Here is a 12747-nt window from a genome sequence, read left to right as displayed (position 1 = left end):
GTGCCGTGATCAATCCTCACAGTCGTTCGTACAGGGGCGCGCTCCACCTGGACGCCCTGAACCACGCCCGCTCCACGGTGTGTGGGTCGACGGCGTACGGGATGGGAGCTGGGGAGAGTGGTGGGTGATGTCAGGTCCAAGGCTCGCCTCACCCCTTGGCGATGGGTTGGCCGCCTGTTTTACTTCGCGCATGATCTACGGGATCTGCGTCTTCGTCTGCACGGTGCTCGGGACGATGCTCGTGGCACGGCGAGCGCGGCGGACAGCTGCTCGGGCCGAAGCCGGGGAAGCAGTCTTCTTCCAGGTCGGCGCCAACCTGCCGGACAAGGGGCGCCGATACAGCCTTGGCCGGGTACGGGCTGGCGACGAGTTCCGGTGGAAGCCTCGCTGGCCGTGGACGCGGCTGCGTGAACTCCCGGCAGATCTGCGCTACATCCGCACACGCGAAGCGACCTTCCGCGAGACGTTGTGGCTCCCGCCCGGAGTGCTGGTGATCGAGTGTGAATCGCCTGCGGGACCTGTACGGCTATGGGCCCGCACGGAGCAGGCAGTGCACGTTATGGAGATGATCCGGCGTACAAGTACCCCGAACACGTCGAGCGCCCCAGTTCCTGACACCAGCAGCTGACACCAACAGGCGCGAACAGCGGCGGTCGACGCCGGACCTCAGCGGACAGCGAGTCGAGGCACGCAGCGGGTTGACCGAGGCCGAAGTCTCTCCTTGATCGACCTGATAAGGATGAGGCCACACACTTGCAAAATGTGCGTCTCCGATCTCTGTGGAGAGCAGTGGTCGTCAGAGCGTAGTGAGATCGTGGCTGCGGCGATCCCGAGCGGAAGGCGTTTTCGCACACTTGATCTCCGGCAGCAAGAGGAGCCGCTATGGAACTGGCGCCATCGAGGTGGGGGCGTATAGCCAACAGCAGCTTGGGATTGGTCCCAGTCGCCGTGAGCGCCCTCTACGAGGCCCAGGCCACCACCGTGTACCCACGCCTGGTTGTCTGTTTGGTCCTGTTCCTGTCTGCGATCATCGCTGTCCGGGGGTACCGGCTCAGCGTCTCGTGCAAGAACACCGAGCTGACAGTCCGAGGCTATCTACGGACTCGCACCATTCCTCGAAGCAGCATCACAGAGATCACCGACTTTCCAGCTGTCCGCTGGACCGATCCGAGTGGGCGAAGGCGTTGGTCACCCCTATGGGTCTTCCACGTTGGCCCTCACGAAACCGTCCGGATGACGGCAGTCAAGAGCAGGAACATCGCGGCACTGCGGCGCTGGCTACAGCCTCGCAAGCCGCGGCGGTCGGCCCGTAGGTAGACCGGTCGAAGTTGGGTTGGGCGAGCGGTCCTCAACTTTCCCGCCCGGGACTGCTGCAGGGTTCGTCGACACCTTGACCTGCCCCACGGTGCGTCACCGACGGCTTCAGCGCTGCCAAAGGAACGCGGCTTCACCGCAGGGCTGACAGCTGAAGACGTAACCGCGGCCAGCACCGCCGAAGTTCGCTGAGGTAGCGAAGTCGTGCCCTTCCTCCAGCTCGGCTGTGAACGTCATGGCGGCGCAGGTGAGGCACGCGGGGGTCTCGTCGCCCTGGATCCAGTCGGGCTCACCGCCCAGCCGTCCAAGAATCGGCTCTTCGGTGGGGTGATCAGTGGGACGGAGGCGCAGGGCGGTGGCGGCGCCCAAGAGCGTTTCGCCCTCGGCGGGGATGGAGGCCGGGGTGAGGTCGCCGGAAAAGAGGTAGGCGCGGTTGGCGCCGGCGGCAGCGTCCCAGTCGTCGCACATGCCGGGCTCGTTCTGGCAGAAGAACACCGCGACCGTACCGATGTCGAGGGGCAAATGGGCGAGAAACTGCATAGGTCCCCCGCAATTGCGGCACTCCGGCCAGACGAATCCCTCGGGGACGAGCGGGACACCGCCGGTGCGAGGGATGGGCGCGTCGGCAGCGGGCTTGCCGCCGTAGATCAGCAACATGGCCACAGGCTAGGTCAGCGGCTTGCGCTATGGGGCTGACGTCGCTTGCTGCGCACGGGAGGCAAAGGAGCTTCGGCGGCTCACGCGGGCGACGACCGAAGCGAACGTCTTGACCGGTCGCACTGCCTGCGATCTAGTCAACGGGCGGCATCGTCAAGCGCTCGGAGGACAACGGTGTTCGTCTTCAAGGATCCGGCCGGCGAGCCGATGAGTGTTCCTAAGCAGGTCTTCCTATGGGCCTGGCCGTTGCTTCCCAGCGCCATAGCTTGGGCGCGGTTTGGTACCACATGGGGACTGTTCGAAGGCATCGCGGTCTACAGTTGGTGGCTGACGACGATCTTCGGGCGCGCCGGGGCGGTGTCGTGGCTGAGGCGCCACCTGATCACAACGTTCGTCCTCTTCGTGTTCGTGTTTGCGAGTTTGTTCTTCGCGCTCCCCGCCCTGTTGCTCGGCAATGTGCTCTCGGTGGGGTGGTGTTGGGCGCTCGGACTCTCCGCAGGCCTGATCGTCACCGCCTTGCTCTGGCCAGCGCAGCGGCGCTTCTGGGCAAGGCTGGACGGATAGACGCACGCGTGCCCTTCTTGTGCCCGATCAGACGGGAAGCAACGGGGAGCAGCGGGGAACGGCGGAGGCTGCGACGAGAAGCCGCAGGTCAGCCTTTTACCAGTTCAGACCCCATCCGCATACGCGATCTTCCAAACTGGGGCTCCAGGATCCGAGCGCGGCGGCGCTTGACTGAGTCATTGAAACTCCCAGCCAAAGGCGCTACGCCGACCTTGCGGAGGCCGTGCGACCCTTGGTTCGTGTCGGGTACCGTGCCGAGCGCTCGGATCTTGGGGTGACGGCGCAGGGGGTAGGCGTGCGTGGGTTGGCTATGGCGGGGCGAGCACTCTGGGTGCTCGGCGAAGTGCTCCTGTGTGCATTCGTGATCACCACGATGCTGTTCGATATTCTTGCGTTCGCGATGAGCTACGGGTCGCCACTGGGCACCTATACGGGCCAAGAGGACGAGAGAGTGGTCGCGGTTCGGACGCTGCTGGTCCTGGGCATCCCCGGCGTCTTGCTGATGGGCGTCCTGCTTTGGGCGGAGATCCGCAGAAAGGGCAGGCGGCGGGCATCCGCCGGTGACCGCTCCCGGTCGGGGCCGTCGCAGTACAGCAGAGAAGTACAGCAACCCCACTGACTGGCCCCAACCGTCAGTGTCTCTCATAGTCCGGCTGACCAGCCCAGCAGACCTCAGCGACCGCCCCGCCAGTAGTTCGCACCGAGGGGCGCACCGCGGCCCCCCGGTCGGGCCGTCTCTGGGCCGTGCGGGGCTGCTCAACGACGACCAACGCTGACAACCACCGACAGCTAAGTCGCAGGTCGCAGCGTTGATCGATTACGTGGCCGCAGGTCAGAGACCCGGGCCTTCACTTCTTCGGCTACTGATGGAGCTTGACCCGGCCATTGAGGCTCCGCCGATCGGGTGGGCCCCTTGCTGACTTCTGCTCCTCAGGGTCTGGATCTGCGCCGGTACCAGCGACGACGCCGGGAGCGTCAGGACCGGGAGCGTCAGGACCGGGTCGGGCGCCGCCCGGGCTTCATCACACCAAGCACGGTCGCGGTCAGGTACAGCACGCATCCCACGGATGGGGCGATCACCAGCATCCACCCCGGCGCGTAGGCGCTGGAAAACAGGGCCTTTGCGGTGCCCGGTCGCAGACTGACGGCGACGGCCGTGTCCACTCTGGGTCGCAGCGCCAGCCATGCCGCCGCCACTGACGCAACGCTGAGCAGGAACTTCGTGCCCACCCACTTGTGACGCAGCAGACCCCAACGACCCCCGACCACGAGCAGCAAACCGGTCGCGATCGACAGCAGCCCCAGAGGCAACAGCAGTGTGTCGATCAGTAGCTGCATCGCGAGGTAACGAGCGTGGCGTGTACTCGCGTCATTGGCGGCGGCGATCCCCAGCGTAAGCAGGATGATGTCCAGCCCGAGCCATGCCACCGAGGAGACCAGGTGCATGATGAGGGTGATCTGCCGCCCGCGACGGCCCAGCCGGAACGGACGGGGTGAGGTTGGCCCGGCGCCGACGTCCGTCACCGGGTCGTCTCCTGCACCCTCGATCTGGCGCCGAGGGAGGGCGGCCGCAGGTTGGCGGCGCTTACCGCGATCAGCCACACCGCCGCCAGCAGTCGCCACAGCGGCTCCCCTCGGGTCACTGCGGGCAAAATGAGGGAGACCAGTGACACCAGCAGCAGCGGCGAGATCAAGATGCCGAAACGCATCACCCAGCGCGGACCCTGGCCATGGGCGAGCGCGGCACGCGAGCTGAACCACAGCAGCCCGGCCAAACCTGTCAGGTGCACCGGCCCTCCGAACGCGAGGGTGAGCCGAGCCAGCACCAGCAGGGTGCCGTCGCCTACGCTGCCCGCTACTGCAACCAACGACAGCGACAGCGCACAGGACAACACGAAAGCGGAGGCGGCAAGCCAGGTGGCGGACGTTGCCCAGCGTCCCGCACCCACCGCGGCGGATAGGCCGTGGCCGAACCAGGCCAGCCCGGCCGCAGCCAGGAGTTGCAGCAGCGACGACACGCCGACCGCGAGCTGACTGCCGGTGTAGTAGTCGCGCAGCTGGCCAGCGGTAGCGCCGGGCAGGAACAGGGAACTTCGTGCCAACAAGGCCCCCGCGACCAGACTCGCGACGAACCCGATCACGAACACCGGACCGCCGTGCCGCCATCCAGGGCGGGGTTGGGATGGTGAGGTCATGGCGTCATCGTGCTGGTACGGAGCAGGCGGGCGCATCGACCGCCGGGAGCGTTCAGGATTACTCCTGGTGTAGTAGTTACGCAACCGAATATGACGTGGTGTCACTTCAGGCTGCTCGGTTGCGCCAGCCCCGGCACGAACGCGGGCAGCGACTACCGGGAAGGGGACTGTAAATCGTTCGGTGTAACTCCCGATCATGGAAGATGCATCGATGACCAGTGAGAACGTGACCGAGCAGGAGACTGTCGAGTCGGCAGCGGCTGTGTCGGCGAAGGCCGTGGACGACCAGTTGATCGACGAGTTGGTGGGCCGGGCTCAGGCCGAGGGCCTGCATCTGACCGGCGAGGGCGGGCTGCTCCAGCAGCTGACCAGGCGGCTGTTGGAGTCCGCTCTGGAGGGCGAGATCACCGACCATCTCGGCTATGACAAGCACGATCCGGCGGGCAAGAATGGCGGCAACTCCCGCAACGGCACCCGCGCCAAGGCCGTGCTGACCGACGTGGGACCGGTCGAGATAGCCGTGCCCCGCGACCGGGACGGCTCCTTCGAGCCGAAGATCGTCAAGAGGCGGCAGAAACGCCTGACCGGCGTCGACGAGATGGTCATCTCCCTGTCCGCGAAGGGCCTGACCACCGGCGAGGTCCAGGCCCACCTCGCAGAGGTCTACGGCGCCGAGGTCTCCCGGCAGACGATCTCCACCATCACCGACAAGATCCTTTCGGCATGGCCGAATGGCAGAACCGGCCGCTGGACGCCGTCTATCCCGTGATCTTCATCGACGCCATCCACGTGAAGATCCGCGACGGAGCCGTCGCCAACTGGCCCATCTATGTGGCCCTGGGCGTTACCACCGAGGGCCGGCGGGAGATCCTGGGCCTGTGGGCGGGCGACGGTGGCGAGGGCGCCAAGCACTGGCTGCACATCCTCACCGAAATCAAGAACCGCGGCGTCAACGATGTGCTGATGCTCGTCTGCGACGGCCTGAAGGGTCTGCCCGACGCGGTCGAGACGGTCTGGCCCAAGACGATCGTGCAGACTTGTGTGGTGCACCTGCTGCGGAACTCCTTCCGCTACGCCGCCCGTCAGGACTGGGACAAGATCGCCAAGCTCCTCAAGCCCGTCTACACGGCACCGACCGAGGAGGCCGCCCTGGAGCGGTTCGCGGACTTCGCCGACGCCTGGGGCCGGAAGTATCCAGCGATCGTGAAGCTGTGGGAGAACGCGTGGGAGGATTTCACCCCGTTCCTGCGGTTCGATACCGAGATCCGTCGCATCGTCTGCACCACGAACGTGATCGAGTCGGTCGACGCGCGGATCCGCCGGGCGGTCAAGGCCCGCGGACACTTCCCGAACGAGCAGGCTGCGTTGAAGTGCGTCTACAAGCTCGACCCCACCGGCAAGGACCAGGCCCGCTGGACCAGCCGCTGGAAGACCGCGCTGAGCGCCTTCGACCTCACCTTCGACGGCCGGCTCTCAGCCGCCCGTCAGTAACCCAACCACCCTGGTTATACCGTTCATTTGACAGACCCAGTGGCTGTCCGACTTCGACGCCGCCCTCTGACCTGCCGGGCCGCTGCGTCAACCACTGGACTGATCGTCAGGGCGCTGTCCAGAGCTGATCGCTGAATACGGTATGGGGGCCTGGTTGAGTGTGAGAGGACACGAAGACGTGGATGTGTATGAGGCCGTGGACAGTCGTCGGGCTGTGCGGGCGTTCAGCGACGAGCCGGTATCCAGGGAGATACTCGAACGAGTGCTGACCACAGCGACGCGGGCTCCGTCGAGTGGGAACCTCCAGCCGTGGCGTGTGTATGTCGTGAGCGGCGAGCCCTTGGCCGAGCTGAAGAGAAACGCGACGGCCAGGGCACTGGCGGGAGACCCGGGTGATGAGCGGGAGTATCCGATGTACCCGGCGGACCTGACATCGCCTTATCTAGACCGCTTCTCCGCCGCGGCCGCCCAACGGTACGAGGCCCTGGGAATCGAGCGCGACGACCCCGACAGGCCCAAGAAGATCGCCGCCCTGAACTCGGAGGCGTTCGGGGCACCGGTCGTCCTCTTCTGCTACCTCGACCGGACGATGGGGCCCGGACAGTGGGGGGACGCGGGGATGTACTTACAGACGGTCATGCTGTTGTTGAGGGCGGAGGGGTTGCACAGCTGCCCCCAGGTGATGTGGACCATGCACCGCAAGACTGTCAGCCAGACGGTTGGGGCTGATGACGGGCTCGTGCTCTTCTGCGGCGTCTCGGTGGGATATGAGAAGGAAGGCGTGCCACGGCTGCGTACCGGTCGGGCAGAAATGACGGAGACAGTGAGTTTCATCGGAGTGTGACCGCTGAGCGGCCAAGATCCACCGGCCACTCGTGGGGGACTACAACCGGCTGCGGCCGCACCAGGCCTTGGACATGGCCGTCCCGGCCAGCCGTTTCGTCCCCCGTTATGTTTTCCACGGTCCTGCAAGAGGGCAGCGCATCGCGGGAGCCCGAGCGACGCTGCAAGAGCTCCTCATGGACGAATCAGAAGCCGCAGGAGAGTGGGAGGAGAGCCGCGCCGGTTCTGGAAGCGATGCCTCGGAACCCGACAGCGTCGATGACGCGCCCCGCCCCCGAAACGGAGCACGACGCAACCGCCGGGGAAGAGCCGGATCACGGCACACGCATCTGCGCTGCAACGAGGAGTGTCCCCGGCGCTACCGTAGGCGGGCGACACCGGCGGGGTACTCTTCGTTGGTTCCGTCCTCGTTCATCTCGGGGGAACCTCAGACCCGCGACGAGCAGTGGACCGCACAACAGGCCGACGAACGGCCGCGCGCCGAGGCGCTCATAAGGTGGCTGCAGTGGAGCACGCAGCTGGGCATGGTCCTTCGACCAACTGCACGGAGTCGCCGCCGACATCGGAAAGCACACATCGGCCGACGAGACAGATCCCGAGGTCGGCTGGAAGACCTTCCGAGCCGTGCTCGGCCGCGATCCGAACCACGACGAGAGGGCTCGCCTGTACGCTGCTCACCTGTGGCACCTGTCGGATGACATCCGGACCTCAGAGCACTACCGAGTCCTGGATGGAGTCGAGGAGACGCTGACGCGGATCGCGAACGCCGGGATCATCCTGGGTGTCTTGTCTGGAGCCATGGAAGGCGCCGCGCGGACGAAACTCGACCCGCGAACCTTGGCCGCTACTTCGTCTTCGGAGCCTACGGCTCGGACTCTCCCGACCGGACGGAAGTGACCCGCCTGGCCATCGCCAAGGCCGCCCGGCTGCACGGAAAGGACTTGGCGGTCCAGGACGTGTACGTCGTAGGCGATACGCCGCTCGACGTTCAGGCTGCGCGCGCTGCCAACGCCACCGCTGTCGCCGTGGCCAGCGGCCACTACACCGCTCAAGCGCTGAAGGCCCTGTCACCCGACCACGTCCTGGGCTCCCTGCTGGAACCCTTCCCCGGCCTATGACGGGACTCCACATGAGGCACGGAGGCCGCGAAGAAGCGACACGAAGACAGGATGAAGCCCTCGCTGGCACTGTGCCCTTCACTGGCTCTCGCGATCCCACAGGTTGTTACGCCGGGTGTGCGGCCGGGCCGAGCCACGCGAGGGCCGCAGCCGTCAGCGCCATGACACCGTTGGTGAGGGTGGGCTCCACAACGGGCGCGAAGAACGGCGAGTGGTTCTGCGGAATGTCGCGGTTCCTGGTGCCCGCGGCATCGGCTTTCGCAAAGGCGTCGGGGTCTGTGCCGCCGAGCAGCCAGTAACAGACCGGCACGTTCGCACTGGTGCCGAAGACGCCGACGTCCTCGCTGCCGGAGGAGGCGCCGGGGTCGGTCAACTTGTCGTGGCCGGCCACCTCACCGATGGCGGCCAGGGCGCGGGCGCACGCGTCCTCGTCGTTGAACATCAGCGGGAAGGTGTGCATGGTGCCGATCTCGGGCTCCTGCTGCGCGCCGGCGACCGCGGCCTCACCACGTATGATCCGCTCCACCGCGTCCAGGACGGTCGTGCGGACTTGCGGGGTGTAGGTGCGGATGTTGAGCTGGAGTTCGGCCTGATCCGGGATGATGTTGTCCTTCGTCCCGGCCTGCAGTGCGCCGATGGTGACCACAGCCCGGTCCTTTGAGGCGATCTCGCGGGAGACCACGGTCTGCAGCCGCATCACGGTGGAGGCCGCCATCACCACCGGGCCGATCGCCGCTTCTGGCATCGACCCGTGTGCCCCGCGCCCGAACATGCGCACTTTGAGCGCGTCGGTGGCGGCGAAGGCGAGCCCTGGGTGGCAGGCGATCGTGCCGGCCGGAATCGACATGACGTGCTGGCCGAGGACGACGTCGGGGGTGCCGAAGCGGGCATACAGGTCGTCGTCGATCATGGCCTGAGCGCCCTGACCGAGCTCTTCGGCGGGCTGGAACACGGCCAGGACAGTGCCTGACCACAACTGTTCGGGTGCGCCGGCGAGGAGCGCCATGGCGCCGAGCAGGCAGGTGACGTGCACGTCGTGGCCGCAGGCGTGCATCACTCCGTCGTTTGTCGAGGCGTAGGGCAGTCCGGTCCGCTCGGTGACGGGCAGCGCGTCGAAGTCGGCGCGCAACAGTACGGTCGGGCCCTGGCCTTTCACCAGCTTGGCCACGACGCCGGTCCGCCCCACCCCCTCGGTGACGTCGTAACCCAGCTCCCTTACGCGACGGGAGACTTGGTCGGCCGTGCGGTGCTCCTCGAAGGACAGTTCTGGGTGGGCGTGCAGGTCCTGGTAGAGCGCTTCGAGGTCCTGGGTCAGGGTGGCATCCAGGCACGCTAGGGCGTGTACCGAAAGTGCCTGGTGAGGATGACGGAGAGCCCATCTGTGATCAAGAATGATTGGATGGTCATGCTTGAGACTCCCCGTTTGATCCTGCGTCGCTGGCGCGAGGAAGACGTTGCGCCCATGGCTGCCGTCAATGCCGACCCCGAGGTCATGCGGTGGATCCGTGACGGCGGCGTCCTTGACGAACAGCAGACTCGCGGCCGGATCCAGGCGTGGGAGAGCGAGTGGGAGTCACAGGGCTTCGGCCTGTTCGCCGTGGAGATCCGGTCCACTGGCGAGCTGGCCGGGTTCACCGGCCTTTCGGTGCCCAAGTACTTGCCGGAGGTACTGCCAGCGGTTGAGGTCGGCTGGCGGCTGGGACGTTCCCACTGGGGGCAGGGCATGGCCACCGAGGCCGCTGCGGCCGCTGTGCGGTTCGGGTTCGAAGAGCGAGGGCTGGAGCGGATCGTCAGCATCGCTCAAGTGGGTAACGACGCCTCCGAACGGGTCATGAACAAACTGGGGATGCATCCGGTCCGTGAGACCGTCAATCCCGCTGGCGGTCGGCGAGTACGGGTATTCGAGTTGTCGTCGGACCACTACGTCACAACCACTCGTTGATGGCCGCTACGAGGACGGTCGCCTCGTAGCGGACCGCGAGTTTGTCGAAGCGGGTGGCCACAGCTCGGTGCCTTTTGAGTCGGTTGATTCCACACTCGACCGCATGCCGAGCCTTGTAGTCCTCGGCGTCGAATCTGGGCGGTCGGCCACCGAGAGCGCCCAGATTCTTGCGGTTCCGCGCCTGGTCGGCCTTGTCCGGGATGGTGCAACGGATGCCGCGTCGGCGCAGGTAGGCGCGGTTCCTGCGGGAGGCGTACGCCTTGTCAGCCCTCACGCGATCAGGACGGACACGAGGCCGGCCCGGCCCGATGCGGGGCACGCGGACCTTCTCCAGCACTGGTTCGAACTGCGGCGAGTCCCCGCGCTGTCCAGCGGTGATCACGACGGACATGGGCTTTTGTCCCTGCTCAACGGCCAGGTGCAGCTTGGTGGTGAACCCGCCGCGCGAACGTCCCAGCCCGTGATCAGAGGGCTCGGTGAATAGGCCGCCAGGTGGCTCTTGCTGCAGGTCACCCCGTTTACGAGCCCCGGCCGCGTGCTGATGAGCGCGGCACACTGTGGAGTCAACACTCAAATCCCACGTGATCGAACCCTCCGCATCAACCAGGGACTGCAGCCGCGTGAGGACCCGGTGCCAGGTGCCGTCCCGCTGCCATCGACGGAACAGATCGTAGATCCGGCCCCAAGGCCCGTACTCAACAGGGACGTCCCTCCATGGGACACCGGTACGGACCCGGAATCGTATGCCGTCTATGAGCTGCCGCCGGGACCAGATGGGCGGCCGTCCCGCCTTCCTCCCCTTCGGTAACAAAGGCTCCAGCACCGCCCACTGTTCGTCCGTGAGATCTCCTCGCGCCATGAACCGTGATCATGCATCGCTCAAGATCCACTTTCGATACACGGCCTCTAGGACTTGCTGAGTGGCGGATGTAGTCATCATCAGGGCCCTTCAGCCCTTCCTGCTGCGGCGGTGTGGTGTTGCGAGGCGCTGGATCGCATCAGGTTCCTCGGCTCTGCGGGCGCAGCGTCGAGGGTCGGGAGTCGCCGTCGCCTGAGATGGCGGCGGATGATCGGGTGGGCATCGATGGAGGTGAGGAAGACGAGATCGGTGCGATATCTGCGGCATCTGTGGCCTCCTCGACCGTTTTTCGGGTGCCACGGCGCCGGCAAGTTGGCTGCGTGCCACATACAGGACCTGTAGCTGACTGGTGCCTGTGACCACACACAGTGTGTACGTTGTGTGCTCCAGCAGATGCGTGTGCGCCCATTGCAAGATGCCGACCCACCTGGGCGTCTCGCAGCGCTCGACCAGCTCCCTATGGAGCGAAGGATTCGCTGTGGCCCGACGGCCGCCCGTCGTGATTTGCCTTCACTAATACGGTCGCAGCCGTCGGCGTCCGCCCCACCTGGAGGCCTCCCCGACGACCTGGTGCAGGGGCCGCACGCCTGGGACGGTGCCGGGCCGCGGGCCGCAACGGTAGACGGGCCCGCCCCCGGCCGATGGCGGTCAGGTTTCACAGTGAGCTCGCTGAGTCGCGATGTACGGCCTGGTCTCAGACATCTGTGACGGGGCAGGGCTTCGATCAGGTGCCGGCGTGGTCGGTGGTCGGCGGTACATGGAGTCGAAAGGTTCCTGAGGGGAGGACGCACGATCACCGAGATTGCGGGCCGGCCAGCTGCCAAGCCCGTCCAGGACGGTACGTCGGCCGTATGAACCTTGCGGTGACGCGCGAATGGAAGCTTGCCCGCCGAGCGGCTCTCGGACGAGCATGCTGGGTGCCCGTCCCACGGTACGGAAGATGTCGGTGAGGTGACAGAGACAACGGAGGCGCAGGGGTCGCCACTCATGCCTGCGGCGTTCATGGGCCACGGCAGTCCCATGAACGCCTTGGAGGACAACCGCTACACCGCCGCGTGGCGGGCTTTCGGCCAGACTGTGCCTCGGCCGAGGGCAATCCTGGTGGTCTCTGCCCACTGGTACCTCAACGCCACGGCAGTGACGGTGATGTCGCGACCGCGAACCATTCACGACTTCTACGGATTTCCGCCTGAGCTGTTCGAGGTGCAGTATCCGGCCCCCGGCCTGCCGGAACTCGTGGACGAGGTCAGCGAGGCGGTCAAGCCGACCTGGGTCGGGGCGGACGCCGACAGTTGGGGTATCGACCACGGCTCATGGTCGGTCTTGCGCCACGCGTTCCCCCAAGCCGACATCCCGGTCGTCCAATTGAGTATCAACGCGGACAAGGATTTGGACTACCACTTCGTTCTGGGTACGAAACTGGCCGCCCTCCGGGCCAACGGCGTGCTGGTGCTGGGCAGCGGCAATGTCGTGCACAATCTACGCGGCGTCGACCCCCGCCGCCCGGACTCGGGTTTCGACTGGGCTGAGCGCTTCGATGAGAGCGCCAGGGACGTGATGCAGCACGACCCGGCGGCTCTTTCCCGCCTGCGGAATCACCGGGACTACCGCACGGCGGCGCCCACTCCGGACCACTTCATCCCTCTGCTATACCTGGCGGGGCTCGCGGGGGTCTGTGTAGCGAACGGTGGAACTCGGTCGGATGTTTTCAGCGGCGTCCGGCGGTGAGCCGGCCGTCGAAGGTGATGTCGAAGGCTTGGAGTG

12 protein-coding genes and 1 pseudogene are annotated in these 12747 nt (G+C 66.2%); 8 read left to right on the top strand and 5 right to left on the bottom strand.

Annotated elements, in window-relative coordinates:
* Positions 1 to 190: 190 nt before the first annotated feature.
* The gene (locus ACIPM1_RS33140) at positions 191 to 628 is read left to right on the top strand and encodes a hypothetical protein (protein WP_402440987.1); all 438 of its coding nucleotides are present in this window, start codon (positions 191 to 193) and stop codon (positions 626 to 628) included.
* A 794-nt stretch (positions 629 to 1422) separates the two neighbouring features.
* Here the strand turns inward: ACIPM1_RS33140 and ACIPM1_RS33135 are convergent.
* A complete protein-coding gene (locus ACIPM1_RS33135) occupies positions 1423 to 1971 on the bottom strand; it encodes a hypothetical protein (protein WP_402440985.1) in 549 nt (182 codons plus the stop codon).
* A 174-nt stretch (positions 1972 to 2145) separates the two neighbouring features.
* Here ACIPM1_RS33135 and ACIPM1_RS33130 point away from each other — a divergent pair, with 174 nt between their 5' ends.
* On the top strand, positions 2146 to 2535 hold the full coding sequence (locus ACIPM1_RS33130) for a hypothetical protein (RefSeq protein WP_402440984.1): 390 nt from the start codon (positions 2146 to 2148) through the stop codon (positions 2533 to 2535).
* 331 nt (positions 2536 to 2866) lie between these two features.
* Positions 2867 to 3154 (top strand): hypothetical protein, encoded by a 288-nt coding sequence (locus tag ACIPM1_RS33125; protein WP_402440982.1) that lies wholly within the window; start codon positions 2867 to 2869, stop codon positions 3152 to 3154.
* 371 nt (positions 3155 to 3525) lie between these two features.
* On the opposite strand, the gene ACIPM1_RS33120 is transcribed toward ACIPM1_RS33125, so the two are convergent.
* Positions 3526 to 4059, bottom strand: coding sequence for a DUF2269 domain-containing protein (locus ACIPM1_RS33120; protein ID WP_402440980.1), 534 nt, complete (start codon positions 4057 to 4059; stop codon positions 3526 to 3528).
* Positions 4056 to 4682, bottom strand: coding sequence for a hypothetical protein (locus tag ACIPM1_RS33115; RefSeq protein ID WP_402440978.1), 627 nt, complete (start codon positions 4680 to 4682; stop codon positions 4056 to 4058). The genes ACIPM1_RS33120 and ACIPM1_RS33115 overlap by 4 nt, the downstream gene beginning before the upstream one ends.
* Positions 4683 to 4941: 259 nt before the next feature.
* On the opposite strand from ACIPM1_RS33115, the pseudogene ACIPM1_RS33110 reads away from it, so the two are divergent.
* The 3 genes and pseudogenes from ACIPM1_RS33110 (at position 4942) to ACIPM1_RS33100 (ending at position 8182) form a co-directional block, all read left to right on the top strand.
* Positions 4942 to 6221: pseudogene (locus tag ACIPM1_RS33110) on the top strand (IS256 family transposase).
* A 178-nt stretch (positions 6222 to 6399) separates the two neighbouring features.
* Positions 6400 to 7065, top strand: coding sequence for a nitroreductase (locus tag ACIPM1_RS33105; protein WP_402440976.1), 666 nt, complete (start codon positions 6400 to 6402; stop codon positions 7063 to 7065).
* An 892-nt stretch (positions 7066 to 7957) separates the two neighbouring features.
* Positions 7958 to 8182: an HAD hydrolase-like protein gene (locus ACIPM1_RS33100; RefSeq protein ID WP_402440974.1), complete on the top strand. Its 225-nt coding sequence runs from the start codon at positions 7958 to 7960 to the stop codon at positions 8180 to 8182.
* 106 nt (positions 8183 to 8288) lie between these two features.
* On the opposite strand, the gene ACIPM1_RS33095 is transcribed toward ACIPM1_RS33100, so the two are convergent.
* Complete coding sequence (locus ACIPM1_RS33095; RefSeq protein ID WP_402440991.1) at positions 8289 to 9509, bottom strand: amidohydrolase; 1221 nt, start codon at positions 9507 to 9509, stop codon at positions 8289 to 8291.
* Positions 9510 to 9587: 78 nt separating this feature from the next.
* Between ACIPM1_RS33095 and ACIPM1_RS33090 the strand changes: the two genes are divergently transcribed.
* Positions 9588 to 10124, top strand: a complete 537-nt coding sequence (locus ACIPM1_RS33090) for a GNAT family N-acetyltransferase (protein WP_402440989.1) — start codon at positions 9588 to 9590, stop codon at positions 10122 to 10124.
* Here the strand turns inward: ACIPM1_RS33090 and ACIPM1_RS33085 are convergent.
* Entirely contained in the window at positions 10108 to 10983 is an 876-nt protein-coding gene (locus tag ACIPM1_RS33085; RefSeq protein WP_402440973.1) for an IS5 family transposase, read from the bottom strand. The two genes, ACIPM1_RS33090 and ACIPM1_RS33085, sit on opposite strands and share 17 nt — an antisense overlap.
* Before the next feature lie 987 nt (positions 10984 to 11970).
* On the opposite strand from ACIPM1_RS33085, the gene ygiD reads away from it, so the two are divergent.
* Positions 11971 to 12711, top strand: coding sequence for a 4,5-DOPA dioxygenase extradiol (gene ygiD, locus ACIPM1_RS33080; protein ID WP_402440971.1), 741 nt, complete (start codon positions 11971 to 11973; stop codon positions 12709 to 12711).
* Positions 12712 to 12747: the final 36 nt, after the last annotated feature.

The sequence above is a fragment of the Streptomyces sp. NPDC086766 genome, from assembly GCF_044746005.1.
Classification (GTDB): Bacteria; Actinomycetota; Actinomycetes; order Streptomycetales; family Streptomycetaceae; genus Streptomyces.
The sequence above is the reverse complement of the archived record's forward strand: the minus strand, read 5'-3'. Positions and strand labels throughout refer to the sequence as shown.

Coding starts and splice junctions, on each gene's coding strand:
- ACIPM1_RS33140 (WP_402440987.1), top strand. CDS start 191: ATGATCTACGGGATCTGCGTCTTCGTCTGCACGGTGCTCGGGACGATG.
- ACIPM1_RS33135 (WP_402440985.1), bottom strand. CDS start 1,971: ATGTTGCTGATCTACGGCGGCAAGCCCGCTGCCGACGCGCCCATCCCT.
- ACIPM1_RS33090 (WP_402440989.1), top strand. CDS start 9,588: ATGCTTGAGACTCCCCGTTTGATCCTGCGTCGCTGGCGCGAGGAAGAC.
- ACIPM1_RS33085 (WP_402440973.1), bottom strand. CDS start 10,983: ATGGCGCGAGGAGATCTCACGGACGAACAGTGGGCGGTGCTGGAGCCT.
- ygiD (WP_402440971.1), top strand. CDS start 11,971: ATGCCTGCGGCGTTCATGGGCCACGGCAGTCCCATGAACGCCTTGGAG.